At 71.6% G+C, this 24,205-nt stretch carries 22 protein-coding genes; 18 read left to right on the forward strand and 4 right to left on the reverse strand.

Translation table 11 applies throughout. The features are described from left to right. Positions 1-11: 11 nt before the first annotated feature. Complete coding sequence (gene bldD / locus PV682_RS09605; protein WP_010357917.1) at positions 12-512, reverse strand: transcriptional regulator BldD; 501 nt, start codon at positions 510-512, stop codon at positions 12-14. A 252-nt stretch (positions 513-764) separates the two neighbouring features. Between bldD and pyrR the strand changes: the two genes are divergently transcribed. The 13 genes from pyrR (at position 765) to metK (ending at position 15,090) form a co-directional block, all read left to right on the forward strand. Then, a complete protein-coding gene (gene pyrR, locus PV682_RS09610) occupies positions 765-1,322 on the forward strand; it encodes a bifunctional pyr operon transcriptional regulator/uracil phosphoribosyltransferase PyrR (protein ID WP_010357918.1) in 558 nt (185 codons plus the stop codon). Between the two features lie 85 nt (positions 1,323-1,407). Then, positions 1,408-2,412: an aspartate carbamoyltransferase catalytic subunit gene (locus tag PV682_RS09615; RefSeq protein ID WP_319726105.1), complete on the forward strand. Its 1,005-nt coding sequence runs from the start codon at positions 1,408-1,410 to the stop codon at positions 2,410-2,412. A gap of 5 nt (positions 2,413-2,417) precedes the next feature. After that, the gene (locus PV682_RS09620) at positions 2,418-3,704 is read left to right on the forward strand and encodes a dihydroorotase (RefSeq protein WP_319726107.1); all 1,287 of its coding nucleotides are present in this window, start codon (positions 2,418-2,420) and stop codon (positions 3,702-3,704) included. Then, positions 3,701-4,270: a PH-like domain-containing protein gene (locus PV682_RS09625; protein WP_319726109.1), complete on the forward strand. Its 570-nt coding sequence runs from the start codon at positions 3,701-3,703 to the stop codon at positions 4,268-4,270. Before PV682_RS09620 ends, PV682_RS09625 begins: the two co-directional genes overlap by 4 nt. After that, positions 4,267-5,424, forward strand: a complete 1,158-nt coding sequence (gene carA, locus PV682_RS09630) for a glutamine-hydrolyzing carbamoyl-phosphate synthase small subunit (RefSeq protein ID WP_319726111.1) — start codon at positions 4,267-4,269, stop codon at positions 5,422-5,424. Before PV682_RS09625 ends, carA begins: the two co-directional genes overlap by 4 nt. Further along, complete coding sequence (carB, locus tag PV682_RS09635; protein WP_319726113.1) at positions 5,417-8,725, forward strand: carbamoyl-phosphate synthase large subunit; 3,309 nt, start codon at positions 5,417-5,419, stop codon at positions 8,723-8,725. Before carA ends, carB begins: the two co-directional genes overlap by 8 nt. Before the next feature lie 67 nt (positions 8,726-8,792). Further along, positions 8,793-9,893, forward strand: coding sequence for a quinone-dependent dihydroorotate dehydrogenase (locus PV682_RS09640; RefSeq protein WP_319726116.1), 1,101 nt, complete (start codon positions 8,793-8,795; stop codon positions 9,891-9,893). Then, on the forward strand, positions 9,890-10,726 hold the full coding sequence (gene pyrF, locus PV682_RS09645) for an orotidine-5'-phosphate decarboxylase (RefSeq protein WP_055718949.1): 837 nt from the start codon (positions 9,890-9,892) through the stop codon (positions 10,724-10,726). The genes PV682_RS09640 and pyrF overlap by 4 nt, the downstream gene beginning before the upstream one ends. Before the next feature lie 247 nt (positions 10,727-10,973). Next, on the forward strand, positions 10,974-11,297 hold the full coding sequence (locus PV682_RS09650; protein ID WP_003977346.1) for an integration host factor: 324 nt from the start codon (positions 10,974-10,976) through the stop codon (positions 11,295-11,297). 59 nt (positions 11,298-11,356) lie between these two features. Continuing rightward, the gene (gmk, locus tag PV682_RS09655; RefSeq protein WP_055718948.1) at positions 11,357-11,950 is read left to right on the forward strand and encodes a guanylate kinase; all 594 of its coding nucleotides are present in this window, start codon (positions 11,357-11,359) and stop codon (positions 11,948-11,950) included. A gap of 68 nt (positions 11,951-12,018) precedes the next feature. Beyond that, positions 12,019-12,288: a DNA-directed RNA polymerase subunit omega gene (gene rpoZ, locus PV682_RS09660; protein WP_010357929.1), complete on the forward strand. Its 270-nt coding sequence runs from the start codon at positions 12,019-12,021 to the stop codon at positions 12,286-12,288. A gap of 149 nt (positions 12,289-12,437) precedes the next feature. Then, positions 12,438-13,640, forward strand: a complete 1,203-nt coding sequence (gene coaBC / locus PV682_RS09665; RefSeq protein WP_319726308.1) for a bifunctional phosphopantothenoylcysteine decarboxylase/phosphopantothenate--cysteine ligase CoaBC — start codon at positions 12,438-12,440, stop codon at positions 13,638-13,640. A 241-nt stretch (positions 13,641-13,881) separates the two neighbouring features. Then, on the forward strand, positions 13,882-15,090 hold the full coding sequence (metK, locus tag PV682_RS09670; protein WP_319726121.1) for a methionine adenosyltransferase: 1,209 nt from the start codon (positions 13,882-13,884) through the stop codon (positions 15,088-15,090). Between the two features lie 60 nt (positions 15,091-15,150). Here metK and PV682_RS09675 read toward each other — a convergent pair whose 3' ends face one another. After that, positions 15,151-15,816 carry a hypothetical protein gene (locus PV682_RS09675; RefSeq protein ID WP_319726123.1) on the reverse strand — a complete coding sequence of 222 codons (666 nt, stop codon included), beginning with the start codon at positions 15,814-15,816 and terminating at the stop codon, positions 15,151-15,153. Further along, the gene (locus PV682_RS09680; RefSeq protein WP_319726126.1) at positions 15,764-16,360 is read right to left on the reverse strand and encodes a TIR domain-containing protein; all 597 of its coding nucleotides are present in this window, start codon (positions 16,358-16,360) and stop codon (positions 15,764-15,766) included. The genes PV682_RS09675 and PV682_RS09680 overlap by 53 nt, the downstream gene beginning before the upstream one ends. Positions 16,361-16,421: 61 nt before the next feature. On the opposite strand from PV682_RS09680, the gene PV682_RS09685 reads away from it, so the two are divergent. Then, a complete protein-coding gene (locus PV682_RS09685; RefSeq protein WP_319726128.1) occupies positions 16,422-18,563 on the forward strand; it encodes a primosomal protein N' in 2,142 nt (713 codons plus the stop codon). A 360-nt stretch (positions 18,564-18,923) separates the two neighbouring features. Here PV682_RS09685 and PV682_RS09690 read toward each other — a convergent pair whose 3' ends face one another. Next, positions 18,924-19,457, reverse strand: coding sequence for a hypothetical protein (locus PV682_RS09690; protein ID WP_109362927.1), 534 nt, complete (start codon positions 19,455-19,457; stop codon positions 18,924-18,926). Positions 19,458-19,835: 378 nt separating this feature from the next. Here PV682_RS09690 and fmt point away from each other — a divergent pair, with 378 nt between their 5' ends. From fmt to PV682_RS09710, 4 genes are all read left to right on the forward strand, one after another. After that, positions 19,836-20,768 carry a methionyl-tRNA formyltransferase gene (gene fmt / locus PV682_RS09695; RefSeq protein ID WP_319726131.1) on the forward strand — a complete coding sequence of 311 codons (933 nt, stop codon included), beginning with the start codon at positions 19,836-19,838 and terminating at the stop codon, positions 20,766-20,768. A 150-nt stretch (positions 20,769-20,918) separates the two neighbouring features. Further along, positions 20,919-22,265, forward strand: coding sequence for an RsmB/NOP family class I SAM-dependent RNA methyltransferase (locus PV682_RS09700; RefSeq protein WP_407705632.1), 1,347 nt, complete (start codon positions 20,919-20,921; stop codon positions 22,263-22,265). Positions 22,266-22,390: 125 nt separating this feature from the next. After that, positions 22,391-23,071: a ribulose-phosphate 3-epimerase gene (gene rpe / locus PV682_RS09705; protein ID WP_319726135.1), complete on the forward strand. Its 681-nt coding sequence runs from the start codon at positions 22,391-22,393 to the stop codon at positions 23,069-23,071. A gap of 109 nt (positions 23,072-23,180) precedes the next feature. Next, entirely contained in the window at positions 23,181-24,191 is a 1,011-nt protein-coding gene (locus PV682_RS09710) for a sugar-binding transcriptional regulator (RefSeq protein ID WP_319726311.1), read from the forward strand. The last annotated feature ends 14 nt before the right edge of the window (positions 24,192-24,205 follow it).

Genomic DNA, 24,205 nt, shown 5'->3' on the forward strand with positions numbered 1-24,205 from the left:
TTGTGGCCTGCTCAGCCTTCCTCGTGGGTCACCGCGCGGCGCGCGTCCGCGTCGAGGACGCCCCAGCTGATCAGCTGTTCCGTGAGGACCGAGGGGGACTGGTCGTAGATGACCGCGAGGGTGCGCAGGTCGTCCTGGCGGATCGAGAGGACCTTGCCGTTGTAGTCGCCGCGCTGGGACTGGATCGTCGCCGCGTAGCGCTGGAGGGGGCCCGCCTTCTCGACCGGGACGTGGGCGAGGCGCTCCAGGTCCAGGACCAGCTTCGGCGGCGGCTCGGCGGCGCCGCCCGGGGTGGTGCCCGGCAGCAGTTCCTGCACCGGGACGCCGTAGAAGTCCGCCAGTTCGGCGAGGCGCTGCACGGTGACGGCGCGGTCCCCGCGCTCGTACGACCCGACGACGACCGCCTTCCAACGGCCCTGGGACTTCTCCTCGACACCGTGGAGGGAAAGGCCCTGCTGGGTGCGGATCGCGCGGAGCTTGGCCCCGAGCTGTTTGGCGTATTCGCTGGACATATAGCTCCCGGCGCTGTGTCGACGCGGACGGCTGTGTTGCCGTGCCGCTCGGCTGGTAACTCATTGTGAGGTTACGCAGCGTGATTCTCCTGCGTCAAGCCGAATGGTCCACACCGACCCTTCCGTGGTATCGATGGCCGATTACTCCAGGGGGGTGATCAGGCCCGTCCCGGCGGCCTGCTACGGTTGATGGCGCAAACCCGACGTCCTTTAAGGTCCGTCCCGTGAGGCGGAGAAGGAGGTCCCTTCCGTATGGACATCCGATCGTCCGATGCGCGGCCCGTTCTCGAAGGCCCCGACATCGCGCGGGTACTGACCCGCATCGCCCACGAGATCGTCGAGCGCGCCAAGGGCGCCGACGACGTGGTCCTCCTCGGCATCCCGACCCGCGGCGTCTTCCTCGCCCGCCGGCTGGCCGAGAAACTCGAAGAGATCACCGAGCGCCCGATCCCGGTCGGCTCGCTGGACATCACGATGTACCGCGACGACCTGCGCATGCACCCCCCGCGCGCGCTGGCCCGCACCGAGATCCCCGGCGACGGCATCGACGGCCGGCTGGTGGTCCTCGTCGACGACGTGCTCTTCTCCGGCCGCACGATCCGCGCCGCCCTCGACGCCCTGAACGACATCGGGCGCCCGCGCGCGGTGCAGCTCGCGGTGCTCGTCGACCGCGGCCACCGGGAACTGCCCATCCGCGCCGACTACGTCGGCAAGAACCTCCCCACGTCGCTGCGGGAGACGGTCAAGGTCCAGCTCGCCGAGGAGGACGGTCGCGACACCGTGCTGCTCGGCGCGAAGCCGGACCAGTAAGCACCTGGAGGGGTCCCGCTTCGCGCGGGTGTGCCCCCGCGTGCCCAGAATCTCCCTGTTTGAACAGTCTTACGGAGCCTGACAGATGCAGCGTCATCTCATCTCGGCCGCCGACCTCACCCGCGACGACGCCGTCCTGATCCTCGACACCGCGGAGGAGATGGCCCGGGTCGCCGACCGGCCCATCAAGAAACTGCCCACCCTGCGCGGGCGCACGGTCGTGAACCTCTTCTTCGAGGACTCCACGCGCACGCGCATCTCCTTCGAGGCCGCCGAGAAACGCCTCTCGGCCGACGTCATCAACTTCACCGCCAAGGGCTCCTCCGTCTCCAAGGGCGAGTCCCTGAAGGACACCGCGCAGACGCTGGAGGCGATGGGCGTCGACGCCGTCGTCATCCGGCACGGCGCCTCGGGAGCCCCGTACCGCCTCGCCACCTCCGGGTGGATCGACGCGGCCGTCATCAACGCCGGCGACGGCACCCACCAGCACCCCACCCAGGCCCTGCTGGACGCGTTCACGATGCGCCGCCGGCTCGTCGGCCGCGACGCCGGGCTCGGCCAGGACCTGAGCGGACGGCGGATCACCCTCGTCGGTGACGTCCTGCACAGCCGGGTCGCCCGCTCCAACGTGGACCTGCTGCACACGCTCGGCGCCCACGTCACCCTGGTCGCCCCGCCCACCCTGGTGCCGGTCGGCGTGGAGAGCTGGCCGTGCGAGGTGTCGTACGACCTCGACGCGGTGCTGCCCAAGTCGGACGCGGTGATGATGCTGCGCGTCCAGCGCGAGCGCATGAACGCGGCCTTCTTCCCGACCGAGCGCGAGTACTCGCGCCGCTACGGCCTCGACGGCGACCGGATGGCGCGGATGCCGGAGCACGCGATCGTGATGCACCCCGGCCCGATGGTCCGCGGTATGGAGATCACCGCCGAGGTCGCCGACTCCCCGCGCTGCACGGTCGTCGAACAGGTCGCCAACGGCGTGTCGATCCGGATGGCCGTCCTGTACCTGCTGCTCGGCGGCAACGAGCCCGCCGTCAGCCACGCCCGCGCCAACGCATCCGACGCATCCGACGCATCCGAGGAGAAGTGAGACCCATGAGCAAGATCCTGATCCGTGGTGCGAAGGTGCTCGGCGGCGAGCCGCAGGACGTCCTGATCGACGGCGAGACGATCGCCGCGGTGGGGGCTGATCTGGATGCGGACGGCGCCGAGGTCGTCGAGGCGGCCGGCAAGGTGCTGCTCCCCGGCCTCGTCGACCTCCACACCCACCTGCGCGAACCCGGCCGCGAGGACTCCGAGACCGTGCTGACCGGCACGCGCGCGGCGGCGTCCGGCGGCTACACGGCCGTCTTCGCCATGGCCAACACCTTCCCCGTCGCCGACACGGCCGGCGTCGTCGAGCAGGTCTACCGGCTCGGCCGGGAGCACGGCTACTGCGACGTCCAGCCGATCGGCGCGGTCACCGTCGGCCTGGAGGGCAGGAAGCTCGCCGAGCTGGGCGCGATGCACGAGTCGGCGGCCGGTGTGACGGTCTTCTCCGACGACGGCAAGTGTGTGGACGACGCGGTGATCATGCGCCGCGCGCTGGAGTACGTGAAGGCGTTCGGCGGGGTCGTCGCGCAGCACGCGCAGGAGCCCCGGCTCACCGAGGGCGCCCAGATGAACGAGGGCGTCGTCTCCGCCGAACTCGGGCTCGGGGGCTGGCCGGCCGTCGCCGAGGAGTCGATCATCGCGCGGGACGTGCTGCTCGCCGAGCACGTCGGCTCGCGCGTGCACATCTGCCACCTCTCGACCGCCGGGTCCGTCGAGATCGTCCGCTGGGCCAAGTCCCGCGGCATCGACGTCACCGCCGAGGTCACCCCGCACCACCTGCTCCTCACCGACGAGCTGGTCCGCTCCTACAACCCGGTCTACAAGGTCAACCCGCCGCTGCGCACCGAGCGCGACGTCCTCGCGCTGCGCGAGGCGCTCGCCGACGGCACGATCGACATCGTCGCCACCGACCACGCGCCGCACCCGCACGAGGACAAGGACTGCGAGTGGGCCGCCGCCGCGATGGGGATGGTCGGCCTGGAGACCGCGTTGTCAGTGGTGCAGGAGACCATGGTGGAGACGGGCCTGCTGGACTGGGCCGGGGTCGCCGAGCGCATGTCGTCCAAGCCGGCCCGGATCGGGCGGGCGAGTGGGCACGGCCGCCCCGTCTCGGCAGGTGAGCCCGCCAACCTCACGCTCGTCGACACGGCATACCGTGGGTCCGTGGACCCCGCGGGCTTCGCCTCGCGCAGCCGGAACACCCCGTACGAGGGGCGTGAGCTGCCGGGCCGCGTGACGCACACGTGGCTGCGGGGCAAGGCCACGCTCGTCGACGGGAAGCTCACGTGACATCTGCACTACTGATCGCGGCCGGCCGGGAGTCGGCCCCGGTGACGGACTGGGCCGCGCGGATCGGCTGGGTCGTCGGACTCTGCCTGTTCGTCGCGCTCGTCTACTGGCTGATGCGCGAGGGCTGGAAGTGGCGCGGCACCCTCCAGAGCGACCTGCCCGAGCTCCCCACCGCGCCGGACGAGCCCGGTGAGCCCAGACTGACGATGACCGGCCGCTACCACGGCTCCACCACCGCCGGGCAGTGGCTGGACCGCATCGTCGCGCACGGCCTGGGCACCCGCAGCCGGGTCGAGCTGACCCTGACGGACGCAGGGCTGGACGTGGTCCGGCCCGGTGCCACCGACTTCTTCGTGCCGGCAGGCTCCCTGCGCGAGGCGCTGCTCGGCAAGGGCATCGCGGGCAAGGTCCTCAGCGAGGGCGGCCTCCTCGTGGTGACCTGGGCGCACGGCGACAAGCTGATCGACTCCGGTTTCCGCTCGGACCACGCGGCCGAGCACACGGACTGGGTCGAGGCCATCAACTCCATGATCAAGAACAACCAGACGGAAGGCGCCGAACGATGACGACCTCCACCAGGGGGACCAGCAAAGTCCCCGCCGTACTCGTCCTGGAGGACGGCCGGGTCTTCCGGGGCCGCGCCTACGGGGCCGTGGGGGAGACCTTCGGCGAAGCGGTGTTCTCCACCGGCATGACCGGCTACCAGGAGACCCTCACCGACCCGTCGTACGACCGCCAGATCGTGGTCGCGACCGCCCCGCAGATCGGCAACACCGGCTGGAACGACGAGGACGACGAGTCGTCCCGCATCTGGGTCTCCGGCTACGTCGTCCGCGACCCCGCGCGCGTGCCCTCCAACTGGCGCGCCAAGCGTTCGCTGGACGCTGAACTGGTGGCGCAGAGCGTCGTCGGCATCTCCGGCGTCGACACCCGCGCCCTCACTCGCCACCTGCGCGAACGCGGCTCGATGCGCGCCGGGATCTTCTCCGGCTCGCAGATCGCGCCGGAAGCCGACCTTGTCGCGCGTGTGCAGGCCCAGCCGCCGATGAAGGGCGCGTCGCTGTACGAGGAGGTCGCCACCAAGGAGGCGTACGTCGTCCCCGCGATCGGCGAGAAGCGCTTCACGGTCGCCGCGATCGACCTCGGCATCAAGGGCATGACCCCGCACCGCATGGCCGAGCGCGGCATCGAGGTGCACGTCCTGCCCGCGACGGCGACCGAGGACGACGTGTACGCGGTGAACCCGGACGGCGTGTTCTTCTCCAACGGCCCCGGCGACCCCGCCACCGCCGAAGGCCCCGTCGCCCTCATGACGGCCGTCCTCGCGCGCAAGACGCCGCTGTTCGGCATCTGCTTCGGCAACCAGATCCTCGGCCGCGCCCTCGGCTTCGGCACCTACAAGCTGAAGTACGGCCACCGCGGCATCAACCAGCCCGTGCAGGACCGCACGACCGGCAAGGTCGAGGTCACCGCGCACAACCACGGCTTCGCCGTCGACGCGCCTCTCGACCAGGTCAGCGAGACCCCGTTCGGGCGTGCCGAGGTCTCCCACGTGTGCCTCAACGACGACGTGGTGGAGGGGCTGCGGCTGCTCGACCAGCCCGCCTTCTCCGTCCAGTACCACCCCGAGGCGGCGGCGGGCCCGCACGACGCCGCCTACCTGTTCGACCGCTTCACGGCTTTGATGGAAAACGCTCTGTTGGAGGGCCAGCGTGCCTAAGCGCACCGATATCCAGTCCGTCCTGGTCATCGGCTCCGGCCCGATCGTCATCGGCCAGGCCGCCGAGTTCGACTACTCCGGCACCCAGGCCTGCCGCGTCCTGCGCGCCGAGGGCCTGCGGGTCATCCTGGTCAACTCCAACCCGGCGACGATCATGACCGACCCGGAGATCGCCGACGCGACCTACGTCGAGCCGATCACCCCCGAGTTCGTCGAGAAGATCATCGCCAAGGAGCGCCCGGACGTCCTGCTGCCGACCCTCGGCGGCCAGACGGCCCTCAACACCGCGATCTCCATGCACGAGCAGGGTGTGCTGGAGAAGTACGGCGTGGAGCTGATCGGCGCCAATGTCGAGGCGATCAACAAGGGCGAGGACCGCGACCTGTTCAAGGGCGTCGTCGAGGCCGTCCGCGCGAAGACCGGGCACGGCGAGTCCGCCCGCTCGGTGATCTGCCACTCCATGGACGACGTCCTCGCGGGCGTCGACACCCTCGGCGGCTACCCCGTCGTCGTCCGCCCCTCCTTCACCATGGGCGGCGCCGGTTCGGGGTTCGCGCACGACGAGGAGGAACTGCGCCGCATCGCCGGACAGGGCCTCACGCTCTCCCCGACCACCGAGGTGCTCCTGGAGGAGTCGATCCTCGGGTGGAAGGAGTACGAGCTTGAGCTGATGCGCGACAAGAACGACAACGTCGTGGTCGTCTGCTCCATCGAGAACTTCGACCCGATGGGCGTCCACACGGGTGACTCGATCACCGTGGCGCCCGCGATGACGCTGACCGACCGCGAGTACCAGATCCTGCGGGACATCGGTATCGCGATCATCCGCGAGGTCGGCGTCGACACGGGCGGCTGCAACATCCAGTTCGCGGTCAACCCCGTCGACGGCCGGGTCATCGTCATCGAGATGAACCCGCGCGTGTCCCGGTCCTCGGCGCTCGCCTCCAAGGCGACCGGCTTCCCGATCGCCAAGATCGCCGCGAAGCTCGCCGTCGGCTACACGCTCGACGAGATCCCCAACGACATCACGCGGGAGACCCCGGCGTCCTTCGAGCCGACGCTCGACTACGTCGTCGTCAAGGCGCCCCGGTTCGCGTTCGAGAAGTTCCCGCAGGCCGACTCGACCCTGACGACCACCATGAAGTCGGTCGGCGAGGCGATGGCCATCGGCCGCAACTTCACCGAGGCGTTCCAGAAGGCGCTGCGCTCGCTGGAGAAGAAGGGCTCGCAGTTCACGTTCGTCGGCGGGACGGGCGACAAGGCCGAGCTCCTTGAGGCGTCCGTACGCCCCACCGACGGCCGGATCAACACCGTCATGGAGGCCATCCGCGCGGGCGCCACGCCCGAGGAGGTCTTCGAGTACACCAAGATCGACCCCTGGTTCGTCGACCAGCTCTTCCTGATCAAGGAGACCGCCGACGAGCTGGCGAAGGCCCCCGAACTCACCGCGGACCTGCTCGCGGAGGCCAAGCGGCACGGCTTCTCCGACCAGCAGATCGCCGAGATCCGCGGCCTGCGCGAGGACGTCGTCCGCGAGGTCCGGCACGCGCTCGGTGTCCGCCCGGTCTACAAGACGGTCGACACCTGCGCCGCCGAGTTCGCCGCCAGGACCCCGTACTTCTACTCGTCCTACGACGAGGAGACCGAGGTCGCCCCGCGCGAGAAGCCGGCCGTCATCATCCTCGGCTCCGGTCCCAACCGCATCGGGCAGGGCATCGAGTTCGACTACTCCTGCGTGCACGCCTCCTTCGCGCTGTCCGACGCCGGGTACGAGACCGTGATGGTCAACTGCAACCCCGAGACCGTCTCCACCGACTACGACACCTCCGACCGGCTCTACTTCGAGCCGCTCACCCTGGAGGACGTCCTGGAGATCGTCCACGCGGAGACGCAGGCCGGGCCCGTCGCGGGCGTCGTCGTCCAGCTCGGCGGGCAGACGCCGCTGGGCCTCGCGCAGGCGCTCAAGGACAACGGCGTACCGATCGTCGGCACGCCCCCCGAGGCGATCCACGCCGCCGAGGACCGGGGCGCCTTCGGGCAGGTCCTCGCCGACGCGGGCCTCCCGGCCCCCAAGCACGGCACGGCGACCACCTTCGCGGGCGCCAAGGCCATCGCGGACGAGATCGGCTACCCCGTCCTGGTGCGGCCCTCGTACGTCCTGGGCGGGCGCGGCATGGAGATCGTGTACGACGAGGCCCGCCTGGAGTCCTACATCGCCGAGTCGACCGAGATCAGCCCCTCGCGGCCGGTCCTCGTCGACCGGTTCCTCGACGACGCGATCGAGATCGACGTGGACGCCCTGTACGACGGCCGGGAGCTGTACCTCGGCGGCGTCATGGAGCACATCGAGGAGGCCGGCATCCACTCCGGCGACTCGGCGTGCGCGCTGCCCCCGATCACCCTCGGCGGCCACGACATCAAGCGGCTGCGCGCCTCCACGGAGGCCATCGCGCGCGGGGTCGGTGTCCGCGGTCTGATCAACATCCAGTTCGCGATGGCCGGGGACATCCTGTACGTCCTGGAGGCCAACCCGCGCGCGTCCCGCACGGTCCCCTTCACCTCCAAGGCGACCGCCGTGCCGCTCGCCAAGGCCGCCGCCCGGATCTCCCTGGGCGCGACCGTCGCCGAACTGCGCGCCGAGGGGCTGCTGCCCGCGCGCGGGGACGGCGGCGAGCTGCCCATGGACGCGCCGATCTCCGTCAAGGAGGCCGTCATGCCGTGGTCGCGGTTCCGCGACATCCACGGCCGGGGCGTCGACACGGTCCTCGGCCCGGAGATGCGCTCCACCGGCGAGGTCATGGGCATCGACTCCGTCTTCGGCACGGCGTACGCCAAGTCGCAGGCGGGCGCGTACGGGCCGCTGCCCACCAAGGGCCGCGCGTTCATCTCCGTCGCCAACCGCGACAAGCGCTCGATGATCTTCCCGGCGCGCGAACTCGTCGCCCACGGCTTCGAGCTCCTCGCCACCTCCGGCACGGCCGAGGTCCTCAAGCGCAACGGCATCAACGCGACCATCGTCCGCAAGCTCAGCGAGGGCGAAGGCCCGAACGGCGAGAAGACCATCGTCCAGCTCATCCACGACGGCGAGGTCGACCTCATCGTCAACACCCCGTACGGCACCGGCGGCCGTCTCGACGGCTACGAGATCCGTACGGCGGCCGTCGCGCGCTCCGTGCCCTGCCTGACGACCGTCCAGGCGCTCGCGGCGGCCGTCCAGGGCATCGACGCGCTCAACCACGGCGACGTGGGCGTGCGCTCGCTCCAGGAACACGCCGAGCAGCTGACAGCGGCACGGGACTAGCAGCCACAGCAGCCAGGGGGACACCGGGAACGGTGTCCCCCTCCTTATGGGGACCCTCTGGGGAGTTATGTACAACCTGTTCTTCCGACTGTTCTTCCAGCGCATGGACGCCGAGCAGGCCCACCACCTGGCCTTCCGGTGGATCCGCCTGGCCGCGCGCGTGCCCGTGCTGCGGACGTTCCTCGCCGCCGCGCTCGCGCCCCGCTACAAGGAGCTGCGCACCGAGGCGTTCGGGCTGCGGATGCACGGGCCGTTCGGGCTCGCCGCCGGGTTCGACAAGAACGCCGTCGCGGTCGACGGGATGGCGATGCTGGGGTTCGACCACGTCGAGATCGGGACCGTCACCGGGGAGGCGCAGGACGGCAACCCGAAGAAGCGGCTGTTCCGGCTGGTGCCCGACCGCGCGCTGATCAACCGCATGGGCTTCAACAACGACGGCTCCCTGCGCGTCGCCGCGCGCCTCGCGTCCCGGGAGGCCGTGTTCAAGACGGTCGTCGGCGTCAACATCGGCAAGACCAAGGTCGTCCCCGAGGAGGAGGCCGCCGGGGACTACGTGAAGTCCGCCGAGCGCCTCGCGCCGTACGCCGACTACCTCGTCGTCAACGTGTCCTCGCCGAACACGCCCGGCCTGCGGAATCTGCAAGCGGTTGATCACTTGCGACCGCTTCTCGCCGCCGTGCGCGAGGCCGCCGACCGGGTCGTTCCCGGGCGGCACGTGCCCCTGCTGGTGAAGATCGCGCCGGACCTCGCGGACGACGACGTCGACGCCGTCGCCGACCTCGCCGTCGAACTGGGCCTCGACGGGATCATCGCGACCAACACGACCATCGCCCGCGAAGGGCTGCTTTCCGGGGCGTCGCTGACCGGAGAGACCGGCGGGCTCTCCGGCGCGCCCCTCAAGGCGCGCTCCCTGGAGGTCCTGAGGCGCCTGTACGCGCGCGTGGGCGACCGGATCACCCTGGTGGGCGTCGGGGGCGTCGAGAGCGCCGAGGACGTCTGGGAGCGCATCCTCGCGGGCGCGACCCTCGTCCAGGGCTACAGCGCGTTCATCTACCAGGGGCCCTTCTGGCCCCGCGCCATCCACAAGGGGCTCGCCGCGCGCCTGCGCACGAGCCCGTACGCCACCCTCGCCGACGCGGTCGGCGCCGACGTGAGGAAGACGGCATGAGCACCTTCGGTACGCGCCTGCGCCGGGCGATGGACGAGCGCGGGCCCCTGTGCGTGGGGATCGACCCGCACGCCTCGCTGCTCGCCGAGTGGGGGCTCGACGACGACGTCGCCGGGCTCGAACGGTTCAGCCGTACCGTCGTCGAGGCGGTCGCGGACCGGGTCGCCGTCCTCAAGCCGCAGAGCGCGTTCTTCGAGCGGTTCGGGTCGCGCGGGGTCGCCGTCCTGGAGAAGTCCGTCGCCGAGGCCCGCGAGGCGGGCGCGCTGGTCCTCATGGACGCCAAGCGCGGGGACATCGGCTCCACGATGGCCGCCTACGCCGAGGCGTTCCTCTCGCCGGACTCGCCCCTGTTCTCCGACGCGCTGACCGTCTCGCCCTACCTCGGGTACGGCTCCCTCGCGCCCGCCGTCGCGCTCGCGCGGGAGAACGGGTGCGGGCTGTTCGTCCTCGCGCTGACCTCCAACCCCGAGGGCGGCGAGGTCCAGCACGCGGTCCGTGCCGACGGACGCAGCGTGGCGGCGACGATCCTGGCCCACCTCGCCGCCGAGAACGCCGGCGAGGAGCCGCTCGGCTCCTTCGGGGCGGTCGTCGGGGCGACGCTGGGCGACCTGTCCGCGTACGACCTCGACATGGGCGGGGCGCTCCTCGCGCCCGGCGTCGGGGCGCAGGGGGCGACGCCCGCCGATCTGCCCGGCGTGTTCGGGGCCGCGCTGCCCCGGGTCGTACCGAACGTGAGCCGGGGCGTCCTGCGGTTCGGGCCCGACGTGAAGGCGCTGCGGGACGCCGCCGAGCGGTTTTCCGGGGAGATCCGCGAGGCGGTGGGATCGGCCTGACCGGCCGGTTCTCGCCGACTTGAGGATGGATACAGTCTCAAATCCGGGGAGTTTTGCGGCATATGTCCGGTCCCGTAGAGGCTGACCAGGACTTTTCCGCTGTTCTCGCTGACTCAGGCGGAGTTGGCCGCTAGTCTCCGACGGAGAGTGAACGGGCAAGCGTGTTGCTCGTCGCTCGCCAGGTGTGGGGCGACTAGGTTCCTCACCGGTCCGTATCCGACAGTTCGACATCCGAGGTGACGTAGGCGTGGCTCTTCCGCCCCTTACCCCCGAACAGCGCGCAGCCGCGCTCGAAAAGGCCGCCGCGGCTCGCCGGGAGCGGGCCGAGGTCAAGAATCGACTCAAGCACTCCGGCGCCTCCCTGCACGAGGTCATCAAGCAGGGCCAGGAGAACGACGTCATCGGCAAGATGAAGGTCTCGGCGCTTCTGGAGTCCCTGCCGGGCGTGGGCAAGGTCCGCGCCAAGCAGATCATGGAGCGACTCGGTATCTCCGAGAGCCGCCGCGTGCGCGGTCTCGGCTCCAACCAGATCGCTTCCCTGGAGCGTGAGTTCGGCAGCACCGGTTCCTGATCCCGGCGCCGCCGGGCAGGGCGTCCCGGGCACTCCGGGATTGCTGGAATAATCGCTGCATGGCTGCATCATTCCGGGGGACGACCCCCGAGCCCCCGGACGTACGTCCGCGGCTGACCGTGCTCTCCGGCCCCTCGGGGGTCGGCAAGAGCACGGTCGTCGCCCATATGCGCAAGGCCCACCCGGAGGTGTGGCTGTCGGTGTCGGCGACGACCCGCAAGCCCCGTCCGGGCGAGAAGCACGGCGTCCACTACTTCTTCGTCGGCGACGACGAGATGGACAAGCTGATCGCCAACGGCGAGCTCCTGGAGTGGGCCGAGTTCGCCGGCAACCGCTACGGCACGCCCCGCGCGGCCGTGCTGGAGCGGCTGGAGAACGGCGAGCCGGTGCTCCTGGAGATCGACCTCCAGGGGGCCCGGCAGGTCCGCGAGTCCATGGCGGACGCCCAGCTCGTGTTCCTCGCGCCGCCCTCCTGGGAGGAACTGGTGCGCCGGCTCACCGGGCGGGGCACCGAGGCGCCCGACGTGATCGAGCGCCGCCTGGACGCCGCCAAGGTCGAGCTCGCGGCCGAGCCCGAGTTCGACGAGACGCTGGTCAACACCTCTGTCGAGGATGTGGCGCGTGAGCTGCTAGCCTTGATGGATGTGGTGTGACCGTTATGGTCACCAATGTTTTTGGACAACACAGTCTGAGATTTTCTCCCATCCACGGAAGGTAGAGCGTGTCCTCTTCCATCTCCGCGCCCGAGGGCATCATCAACCCTCCGATCGACGAGCTCCTCGAAGCCACGGACTCGAAGTACAGCCTCGTGATCTACGCGGCCAAGCGCGCCCGTCAGATCAACGCGTACTACTCGCAGCTCGGTGAGGGCCTTCTGGAGTACGTCGGTCCCCTCGTCGACACGCACGTCCACGAGAAGCCGCTGTCGATCGCGCTGCGCGAGATCAACGCGGGTCTGCTGACGTCCGAGGCCGTTCCGGACCCGGCGTAAGCACGGCTCGTTCGTACGGCCGATAAGTACGATCGTCAGTTCGCGACTGACTTATCCACAGGCCCGGCAAGCAGATTGCCGGGCCTGTGGTGTGTCATGGGGTCGTACGGATTTCCGAGATCGCATCGGTTCGGGGAGTGGGAGTGACGGTGGACAAGCCCAAGGTCGTCCTGGGGGTCAGCGGGGGCATCGCCGCGTACAAGGCGTGCGAGCTGCTGCGCAGACTGACCGAGTCGGGGCATGACGTCCGCGTCGTCCCCACCGCCTCCGCACTGCACTTCGTCGGCGCCGCGACCTGGTCCGCGCTCTCCGGGCACCCGGTCTCCACGGAGGTCTGGGACGACGTCCACGAGGTGCCGCACGTCCGCATCGGCCAGGGCGCCGACCTCGTCGTCGTCGCGCCGGCCACCGCCGACATGCTCGCCAAGGCCGCGCACGGCCTCGCGGACGACCTCCTCACCAACACGCTCCTGACCGCCCGCTGCCCCGTGGTCCTCGCCCCCGCCATGCACACGGAGATGTGGGAGCACCCGGCGACGCGGGAGAACGTGGCGACGCTGCGCCGCCGCGGAGCCGTCGTCATCGAGCCCGCCGTCGGGCGCCTGACCGGCGTCGACACCGGCAAGGGCCGCCTCCCCGACCCGGCGGAGATCTTCGAGGTCTGCCGCAGGGTCCTGGCGCGCGGGGTGCGCGAACCCGACCTCGCCGGGCGTCACGTCGTCGTCACCGCCGGCGGCACCCGCGAGCCCCTCGACCCCGTGCGCTTCCTCGGCAACCGCTCCTCCGGCAAGCAGGGCTACGCCCTCGCGCGTACGGCGGCGGCGCGCGGCGCCCGCGTCACGCTGATCTCGGCGAACGCGAGCCTGCCCGACCCGGCCGGCGTCGACGTCGTCCCCGTCGGGACGGCCGTCCAGATGCGCGAGGCGGTGCTGAAACACGCAACGGACGCCGACGCGGTCGTGATGGCGGCGGCCGTCGCGGACTTCCGGCCCGAGACCTACGCGGCCGGGAAGATCAAGAAGAAGGACGGACAGGAACCGGAGCCTATCGTTCTCGTACGGAATCCGGACATTCTCGCGGAGATCTCCCAGCACCGCGCCCGGCCCGGGCAGGTGGTCGTCGGGTTCGCCGCCGAGACCGACGACGTCCTCGCCAACGGGCGGGCGAAACTCGCCCGCAAGGGGTGCGATCTGCTGGTCGTGAACGAGGTGGGGGAGCGCCGCACCTTCGGCTCCGAGGAGAACGAGGCGGTCGTCCTCGGCGCCGACGGCAGCGAGACCGCCGTACCCCACGGGCCCAAGGAGGATCTGGCCGAAATCGTGTGGGACCTGGTGACGCGGCGCCTCGAATGACGCTTGGATGCGCACCCCGGAACCACTGGAGACTCGGGCGGTTCGCGAGCGGCGGCTCTGGCCAAGGTCGACGGGCATCGGTCAGAATGCCCGTACCGCAGCTCACGGCGCTCCCGAGAGGCGAGACAGGTGGGCCGGTGGTGAGGCACGACCGATAAGCTGTTCCCGGACCACTCCGGGCGCAGCTCCCGGCGGGTCCGCCAATGATCAGCCAGCAGCCGCTGCAACCACAGGGAGCGTTGTGTCCCGTCGCCTGTTCACCTCGGAGTCCGTGACCGAAGGTCACCCCGACAAGATCGCTGACCAGATCAGCGACACGATTCTCGACGCGCTGCTGCGCGAGGACCCCACGTCCCGCGTCGCCGTCGAGACGCTGATCACCACCGGCCTCGTGCACGTCGCCGGTGAGGTCACCACCCAGGCGTACGCGCCGATCCCGCAGCTCGTCCGGGAGAAGATCCTGGAGATCGGCTACGACTCGTCCAAGAAGGGCTTCGACGGCGCGTCCTGCGGCGTCTCCGTGTCCATCGGCGCGCAGTCCCCGGACATCGCGCAGGGTGTCGACACCGCGTACGAGTCCCGCGTCGAGGGCGACGAAGACGAGCTGGACAAGCAGGGCGCCGGCGACCAGGGCCTGATGTTCGGGTACGCGTCCGACGAGACGCCGACCCTCATGCCGCTGCCGATCTTCCTCGCGCACCGCCTCTCCAAGCGCCTCTCGGACGTTCGCAAGAACGGGACCATCCCCTACCTGCGGCCCGACGGGAAGACCCAGGTCACCATCGAGTACGACGGCGACAAGGCCGTCCGCCTCGACACGGTCGTCGTCTCCTCGCAGCACGCCTCCGACATCGACCTGGAGTCCCTCCTCGCGCCCGACATCCGCGAGTTCGTGGTCGAGCCCGAGCTGAAGGCCCTCCTCGACGACGGCATCAAGCTCGACACCGAGAACTACCGCCTCCTGGTCAACCCGACCGGCCGCTTCGAGATCGGCGGCCCCATGGGCGACGCCGGCCTCACCGGCCGCAAGATCATCATCGACACGTACGGCGGCTTCGCCCGCCACGGCGGCGGCGCCTTCTCCGGCAAGGACCCGTCCAAGGTCGACCGCTCCGCCGCGTACGCGATGCGCTGGGTCGCCAAGAACGTCGTCGCCGCGGGCCTCGCCTCCCGCTGCGAGGTCCAGGTCGCGTACGCCATCGGCAAGGCCGAGCCCGTCGGTCTCTTCGTCGAGACCTTCGGCACCCACAAGATCGACACGGACAAGATCGAGAAGGCCATCGACGAGGTCTTCGACCTCCGTCCCGCCGCGATCATCCGCGACCTCGACCTGCTGCGGCCGATCTACGCGCAGACCGCCGCGTACGGGCACTTCGGGCGCGAGCTGCCGGACTTCACGTGGGAGCGGACGGACCGGGTGGAGGCGCTGAAGAAGGCCGCGGGGCTGTAGGTCCCTGATCGTTTCGCGCGAGGCCCGGTGTCCCGGTGGGGTGCCGGGCCTCGGTGCGTGTCACGCCCGCGGGTAACCGGCCTCGGTCAGCTCCTTGGCCAGGGCGGCGAGGGTCACCTCCGGGTTCAGCCGGGTGACGACCTCCTCGGTCAGCGGGCGTGAGGCGAGGACGTGGCGTATCGCCTCCAGGTCGACCTCGGTCTCGTAGTAGTCCTCCGCCCACTCCTGGAACGCTTCCGCGCTGCGGTCCGTGAGCAGCGCGAACAGGGACTCGGCGCCGTCCGGGTCGCCGTGGAACGACTCCGGGAAGTCGATGGCGCCCGCCGACCAGGCATCGTCCCCGGTCCGCCGCCACAGGCACACGGTGACGACGGGCATGCCGTCCTCGTCGCTGAACGCGGGCTCGTCGACGTACGGGGCGAAGACCTCGGGAACCTCGTCGAGAACCCCCGGCCAGGGGCCGTCGTTGCCGTACGGGCTCATGGGCGACTCGTGGGCGTAGCCGCGCAGGTAGGCGCCGGCCGGGGAGAAGACGATCGAGTACTCGTCCCCCGAACCGTCCCGCATCGACGCGGCCTCCTCGGTCTCCGACCAGTCCGTGTCGAAGGAGTGGCAGCGATCCGCCCACTCCGGGCTCAGGATCGCCTCCAGTACGGCCAGCGAGCGGCAGTGGTCACGCAGTTCGGTGATGCCGGGCAGCTCCCGGGCGACGTCGTGTGCGGTCATCCGAACATCCAACCGGCTCCCTCGGCGAAACGGAAACCCCTGCTCGCGCATGGATCGCGTCCAGCATCGCGAGGCCGGGGAGCTGCCGGGTGAGGCGGTTCGCGAGCTGCTCCATGTCGTAGTCGAAACGGCTCAGCTCCAGGCGGATGTACTGACGGGTTGCGAGTGCCGCGATCGACCTGGGTAATCGGCCGGGAGGCAGCTGCTCCACCTTCCGCCCGGTGAACACCGGCACCACCAGGGCCTCCGCCGCGAGCGCTTCCTCGATCTCCCTGCGCACCCAGTCCTCCGGGTCGTCCAGGGCCCGGCCACCGGGGTCGTTCCGGTCCGGAGCCTCCAGCCACTCCTCACTGATCAGAACCAGGAGCGCCTGGCAGTGGCGTGCGGCTCGGAGCAGGGTCTCGGCGTAGTCGCTGCCCAGACCGATCGATCTCCTGGCGAGGAAGACGGCGTCCGGGCCGAACCGGGAGGTCAGGGCTCGGTCGCACAGGTAGGCGAGCTCCTTGCCGCCCTTGGTGCGGTAGTTGACGAAGATTTCGTGCATCGGTCGGCTCCCGGCTGGTGGTGGGCGGGCGTTGTCAGTGGGGTTTGGTATCTATGAGGGTGTGAGCAGTGGGAACGGGTCGGGGAGTGGGGGCGAGGTGGGGGCTGAGCAGTTGGCTTTTATGCGGGAAGGGGTGAAGAAGGCGCGGGCCAAGCCGGGGACGTGGCGGGGGGCGGCGTTGGCGGGGGAGTTGCCGGTGGCTCGGGTGTTGGTGGACAAGGGGGTGCTGCATCTGGATCGGTTGTTTGATTACGCGGTGCCGGCCGAGTTGGATGCGGTGGCTCAGCCGGGGGTGCGGGTGAGGGTGCGGTTCGGGGCTGGGAGGGGGAAGGTGCGAGGGGGGCGGCGGGAGGGGGGTGCGTTGATCGACGGGTTTCTCGTCGAGAGGGTTGCTCGGTCCGAGTACTCCGGGCCCCTGGCCGCGCTGGCGCAAGTGGTGTCGCCTGAAGTCGTGCTCGGGCCTCAGCTGTTGGCGCTTGCCCGGGGGGTCGCGGATCGGTACGCCGGGAGTCTTGCCGACGTGTTGCAGCTTGCTGTGCCGCCCCGGAGTGCCCGGGCCGAGCAGCAGGCTTCGCCGGCGCCGTCGGGGCCGCCCGCGATGCCGTCGGCCGGGTCCTGGGAGCGGTACGAGGCCGGGGCGGCGTTCGTCGAGGCGTTGGGGCGCGGCGGGGTGCCCCGGGCGGTGTGGAACGCGCTGCCGGGGAGCGCCTGGAGCGAGGAGGTGGCCCGGGCCGTGGGGGCTACGCTCGCTTCGGGGCGGGGGGCCCTTGTCGTCGTACCCGACGGGCGGGCCGTCGGGCGGGTCGATGCCGCGTTGACGCGGGTGCTGGGGGAGGGGCGGCACGCCGTGCTGACCGCCGACGCCGGGCCCGAGAAGCGGTACCGGGAGTGGCTCGCCGTGTCGCGGGGGAGTGTGCGGGCCGTCGTGGGGACCCGGGCCGCGATGTTCGCGCCGGTGCGCGACCTGGGGCTCGTCGTCGTGTGGGACGACGGGGACGGCAGCCACAGCGAGCCGCATGCCCCTCAGCCGCATGTGCGGGACGTGCTGCTGCTGCGGGCCGCGCAGGAGAAGTGCGGGTTCCTGCTGGGGAGTTGGAGCTGCACCGTCGAGGCCGCGCAGCTCGTCGAGAGCGGGTGGGCCCGGCCGATCGTCGCCCGGCGGGAGCAGGTGCGGCTCGCCGCGCCGCTCGTGCGGACCGTGGGTGACCAGGACCTCGCGCGGGACGAGGCGGCCCGGGCCGCGCGGCTGCCGACCCTTGCCTGGCAGGCCGTACGGGAGGGGCTGAAGTCCGGGCCCGTGCTCGTGCAGGTGCCCCGGCGGGGGTACGTGCCCCGGATGGCCTGCGCGCAGTGCCGTGAGCCTGCCCGGTGCCGGCACTGCGCGGGGCCGTTGGAGGGGGGCGACGGGGGCGGGCTCTCGTGCGGGTGGTGCGGGCGGGGGGAAGCCGCCTGGAGCTGCCCCGAGTGCGGCAGCGTGCGGTTGCGGGCGCAGGTCGTGGGGGCCCGGCGGACCGCCGAGGAGTTGGGGCGGGCGTTTCCCGCCGTGCCGGTGCGGACGTCCGGGCGTGAGCAGGTGCTGGACACGGTGTCGGGGGCGCCCGCGCTGGTGGTGAGTACGCCGGGTGCGGAACCCGTCGCCGACGGGGGGTACGCGGCTGCCCTGCTGCTCGACGGGTGGGCCATGCTCGGGCGGCCCGATCTGCGGGCCGGGGAGGAGGCGCTGCGGCGGTGGATCGCCGCGGCGGCCCTGGTGCGGCCCCAGGGGGAGGGGGGGACCGTCGTCGTGGTCGCCGAGCCGACTCTGCGGCCGGTGCAGGCGCTCGTGCGGTGGGATCCCGTGGGGCACGCGGTGCGTGAGCTGGCCGAGCGGGCGGAGCTGGGGTTTCCGCCGGTTTCCCGGATGGCCTCGGTGTCCGGGCCGGCGGACGCTGTCACCGGGTTCCTGGCCGTCGCCGAACTGCCTGCCGAGGCCGAGGTGCTGGGGCCTGTTCCCGTGCCGGTGACTCCTGTCGGCCGGCCCCGGAGAGTCGGGGGGCCGCCGCCGGGGGAGCGGTGGGAACGGGCGTTGGTGCGGGTGCCGCCGGGGCGGGGCGGGGCGTTGGCGGCGGCGTTGAAGGCGGCTCAGGCTGCGCGGATGGCTCGGGGGGGTGGGGGAGAGGAGGGGCGAGTTTGGGTTCGGGTTGATCCGGCGGATATCGGGTGAGGGTGGGGGTGGTGGGGCGAGGGTGAGGGCTGGGGCCGTTGGGATGGGGGAGGGGGTGGGTGGTTTTGGTGGTGGGGCGGGTGCGGTGAGGGGTGTGGCCGGCTGTGGCTACGGCAAGGTGGGTGTGGGGTGCGGTGTGGCTGGCCGTGGCTAGGGCAAGGCTGGTGCTGGTGCTGGTGCTGGTGCTGGTGCTGGTGCTGGTGCTGGTGCGGGCTGCGGTGTGGCCGGTCGTGGCTACGGCAAGGTGAAGGTGGGTGAGGGGTGTGGCGTGGTCGGCCGTGGCTGAGAGGGCGGTATATGCCGCTGCCCTCTCGCGGTCGGGCAAGAGGGCAGCGGCGGGGCGGGCGTGCCGGGGTGGGGTCAGCCGTTTCGGGGGCTGGGGAAAGGGGTGGGGCGGGGGTCTTCCCGGAGGGCGGGGCTGCCTGCTGTGGGCTGGGTCGGCATGGAGCGGGCCGCGGGGACGGTGGGGACCGTGGTGATGCCGGTGCCGACGTTCAGGGGGCGGGTGGGGTCCGAGGGGAGGGACGGTTCGGGGGTGGCGGCCGGGGCGCGGCGGGCGCCGTAGCGGCGGTGGACCGCCTGCTTCGTCACGCCCAGGGCCGAGCCCACCGCGTCCCAGGAGAAGCCGAGGGAGCGGTCGAACTCGACCGCCGCCGTCACCAGCGTCTCCACGCTGTCCCGGAGCTCCTGGGCGAGGCGGACGGTGGGGGCGGGGGCGCGGCCGTAGACCACGAAGCCCGTGGAGGGGCCGGAGCGGCGGGGGCGGTAGACGTTGCCCAGTTGGGCGGTGAGGGTGCGGAGTGCGTCCACCTGGCGGCGGACCCGCTCGATGTCCCGCACCAGCAAGTGCAGGCTGGCCCGGGCCTGGGCGTCGTGGGTTGCGTGGTCGGCCATGAACAAGCCTCTCGAACCGGCGTTAAGAGATAGGGGTCAACTCTTTCTTGACCAACGCGGATTCGCTCCGCGGGTCACGGGGTGGGGGCGTATGGGCATATGCGTACGCCCCCCGGCTCGCCTTCGGCTTCGCCGTGGGGGTTCCCCGCCCGCGCACCGCCCGTTTCCAGTTCGTTGAGAGGCTGGACTCTCCCGTGGGGCGTACTCGCCGTCGGCGGCTTTCCCTCGTGGGCAGGAGATCCGCGCGGCTTCTAGACTGCTGTGCTGGTCGTCTTCCTCCCTGTCCTCCCTGTCCTCCCTGTCCTCCCTGTCCTCCCTGTCCTCCCCGCCCCCTCTGTCTCCCCTGTCCCCCTTCTCCCCGAGAGGTTCCCCCCTTCCATGAGGCTTGTCTTCGCTGGTACCCCCGAGGTCGCCGTTCCCGCTCTGGACGCTCTGATCGGGGCGGGGCGGCATGAGGTCGTGGCCGTGGTGACGCGGCCGGACGCGCCGGCGGGGCGGGGGCGGCGGCTTGTCGCGTCGCCGGTGGCCGAGCGGGCGATGGAGGCCGGGATCGAGGTGCTGAAGCCGGGGCGGCCCCGGGAGCCGGAGTTCCTGGAGCGGCTGCGGGAGATCGGCCCGGACTGCTGCCCTGTCGTCGCGTACGGGGCGCTGCTGCCCAGGGTCGCGCTGGACGTGCCCGCGCGGGGCTGGGTCAACCTGCACTTCTCCCTGCTGCCGGCCTGGCGGGGAGCCGCCCCCGTACAGCACTCGATCATGGCCGGCGACGAGATCACCGGGGCGTCCACGTTCCTCATCGAGGAGGGCCTCGACTCCGGCCCGGTGTACGGCACTGTCACGGAGACGGTCCGGCCCACCGACACGAGCGGCGACCTCCTGACCCGCCTCGCGTTCGCCGGCGCCGGCCTGCTCGCGGCGACCATGGACGGCATCGAGGACGGCACCCTGGAGGCGGTGCCGCAGAGCACCGAGGGCATCTCCCTGGCCCCGAAGATCACCGTCGAGGACGCGCGCGTCGACTGGCGGGCACCGGCCCTGCGCGTCGACCGCGTCGTACGGGGCTGCACCCCCGCCCCGGGCGCCTGGACCACGTTCCGAGGCGAGCGCCTCAAGCTGATCCAGGCGGTGCCGCTGCCCGACCGCACCGGCCTCGCGCCCGGTCAGCTGGCCGTGGGGAAGAACAACGTGTACGTCGGAACCGGCTCGTACGCCGTGGAGTTGCTGTGGGTCCAGGCCCAGGGCAAGAAGCCGATGCGCGCGGCGGACTGGGCGCGGGGCGTCCGGGGGGCGGACGGGGAGACGCTGGGGGCGTAGCACGCGGGGCGCGGGCGCGGGCCCGCCCCGGCGTACGCTTGAGCTCTGACCTTTCGTGATGACCCGGAGCACCTTTTCGTGAGCGACACCTCTGCGCAGCCCCGTAAGACCGGTAAACCGTATCGGCGGCCCAAGAAGGACCCCGTACGGATGTTGGCGTTCGAGGCGTTGCGGGCGGTGGACGAGCGGGACGCGTACGCGAATCTCGTGCTGCCGCCGCTGCTGAGGAAGGCGCGGGAGAAGGGGGAGTTCGACGGGCGGGACGCCGCGCTGGCCACCGAGCTGGTGTACGGGACGCTGCGGCGGCAGGGGACGTACGACGCGGTCATCGCCGCCTGCATCGACCGCCCGCTGCGGGAGGTCGACCCGCCGGTGCTGGACGTGCTGAGCCTCGGCGCGCATCAGCTGCTCGGGACCAGGATCCCCACCCACGCCGCCGTGTCCGCCTCGGTCGAGCTCGCGCGGGTGGTGCTCGGCGACGGCCGCGCCAAGTTCGTCAACGCGGTGCTGCGGAAGATCGCGCAGGACGACCTGGACGGGTGGACCGAGAAGGTCGCCCCGCCGTACGACGAGGACCCGGAGGACCACCTCGCCGTCGTCCACTCGCACCCCCGCTGGATCGTCTCGGCGCTGTGGGACTCGCTGGGCGGCGGCCGGGCCGGGATCGAGGAGCTGCTGGCGGCGGACAACGAGCGCCCCGAGGTGACGCTGGTGGCGAGGCCGGGCAGGTCGGTCGTGGGGGAGCTGCTGGAGGAGGAGGCGGCGGTACCCGGCCGCTGGTCGCCGTATGCCGTGAGGCTGACGGAGGGCGGGGAGCCGGGCGCGGTCGACGCCGTCCGCGAGGGCCGGGCCGGCGTGCAGGACGAGGGGAGTCAGCTGGTCGCGCTGGCCCTCGCGAACGCGCCGGTCGAGGGCCCGGACCGGCGGTGGCTGGACGGCTGCGCGGGCCCCGGCGGCAAGGCCGCACTGCTCGCCGCCCTCGCCGCCGAGCGCGGCGCGACCCTGCTGGCGTCGGAGAAGCAGCCGCACCGCGCGGGCCTGGTCGCGAAGGCGCTGGCCGGCAATCCGGGGCCGTACCAGGTGATCGCGGCGGACGGGACGCGCCCCCCGTGGCGGCCGGGCGTCTTCGACCGTGTGCTCGTGGACGTCCCCTGCACCGGCCTCGGCGCCCTGCGCCGCCGCCCGGAGGCCCGCTGGCGGCGTCGCCCCGAGGACCTCGAAGGGTTCGCGCCCTTGCAGCGGGACCTGCTGAGGACCGCGCTGGAGTCGGTGCGGGTCGGCGGAGTCGTCGGGTACGCGACCTGCTCGCCGCACCTCGCGGAGACGCGGGCGGTCGTCGCCGACGTGCTGAAGCAGTTCCCGGCGACGGACCTGATCGACGCGCGCCCCCTGCTGCCGGGTGTGCCGGGGTTGGGGGAGGGTCCCGACGTACAGCTGTGGCCGCATGTGCACGGGACGGACGCGATGTACCTCGCGCTGATCCGCCGGGTCGGATGATCGCACAAGCGCCGACGGGCACCCCTGGAAGGTAAAGGGCGATTAAATAAGATCATCGCACCAAATGTTGTCCCGCCTCCCCCACCGGTGCTCACCACCCCGCCCGGTCGTGGGAGGCTAGCCCCATGGCCGTGCAGATCAACCCCAGCATCCTCTCCGCCGACTTCGCCCGCCTGGCGGACGAGGCCAAGGCCGTCGAGGGAGCCGACTGGCTCCACGTCGACGTCATGGACAACCACTTCGTCCCCAACCTCACCCTCGGCGTCCCGATCGTGGAGTCCCTGGCGAAGGCGACGGACACCCCGCTGGACTGCCACCTGATGATCGAGGACCCGGACCGCTGGGCCCCGCGGTACATCGAGGCCGGCGCCTCCTCGGTCACCTTCCACGTGGAGGCCGCCGCCGCCCCCGTCCGCCTGGCCCGCGAGATCCGCGCCGAGGGCGGGCGCGCGTCGATGGCCCTGAAGCCGGCGACGCCCATCGAGCCGTACGAGGACCTCCTCCCCGAGCTCGACATGCTGCTGATCATGACCGTCGAGCCGGGCTTCGGCGGCCAGGCGTTCCTCGACATCATGCTGCCGAAGATCCGCCGCACCCGGCAGCTCATCGACAAGCACGGCCTCCAGCTGTGGCTCCAGGTCGACGGCGGCGTCTCCGCGAGCACGATCGAACGCTGCGCCGAGGCGGGCGCGGACGTCTTCGTCGCCGGTTCGGCGGTGTACGGCGCCGAGGACCCGGCAGCGGCCGTGCGCGGACTGCGGGCCCAGGCCGAGGCGGCATGCGACCACCGGGCCACGGGCAAGTGAACGAACCCTGCAACAGAGCCGTTCAGGGCTGATCAAGACCGCCGGATCTGCGAGGATGAACGGCGAATCCAGAGTGTGAAACAGCAGTGAGGAGATCGCCGTGTCGGGTATGTCGGCGGGCCGGTCGGCCATGCGGATGGGACCCGCGGAGCTGGTGCAGGCGGCGGCCATGGCCCGCCGCTTCTACCTGGAGGGCAAGTCCAAGATCCAGATCGCCGAGGAGTTCGGCGTCAGCCGCTTCAAGGTGGCCCGGGTCCTGGAGACCGCTCTCGAACGGGATCTCGTACGCATCGAGATCCGGGTACCGGCCGAGCTGGACGCCGAGCGCTCCGACGCGCTGCGCGCCCGCTACGGCCTGAGGCACGCGGTCGTGGTCGAGTCCCCGGCGGACGCCGAGGACTCCCCCGACCCCGAGAACCTGGGCGAGGTCGCCGCCGACCTGCTCGGCGAGCTCGTCGACGAGGGCGACGTCCTGGGCCTGGCCTGGGGCCGCTCCACCATCAACATGGCCGCGGCCCTCGACCGGCTGCCGCCCTGCACGGTGGTGCAGCTGACGGGGGTGTACGACGCGGGCACGGCCGAGCGCGGCTCGGTCGAGGCGGTCCGCCGGGCGGCTCAGGTGTCCGGCGGCGACGCCCACCCCATCTACGCGCCCATGCTGCTGCCGGACGCGGCCACCGCCGCCGCGCTGCGCAGCCAGACCGGGATCGCGCGGGCCTTCGAGTACTTCGACAAGGTCACGGTCGCCTGCGTCTCCATCGGCTCCTGGGAGCCGGGCGTCTCCACGGTCCACGACATGCTGACGGACGAGGAGCGGGCCCACTACTCCTCCCTCGGCGTCGCGGCCGAGATGTCCGCGCACCTCTTCGACAGCGAGGGGCGCCGGGTGGGCCGGGACCTCGGCGAGCGGTGCATCACCGTCAAGGCCGACCAGCTGCGCCGTATCCCCGAGGTCGTCGCCATCGCGGGCGGGCAGCGCAAGGCGGCGGCGATCGACGCGGTGCTCAGGTCGGGGCTGGTGACGAGCCTCGTCACGGACACCTCGGCGGCGGACTATCTGATGACCGCGGGGCCCACGCCCAAGCCGGCGCTGAACCGGTCCGACCCGGACGGGGTCTGACGGAAGGCCGCGCG

The organism is Streptomyces niveiscabiei (assembly GCF_033794345.1).
GTDB classification, from domain to species: domain Bacteria; phylum Actinomycetota; class Actinomycetes; order Streptomycetales; family Streptomycetaceae; genus Streptomyces; species Streptomyces niveiscabiei.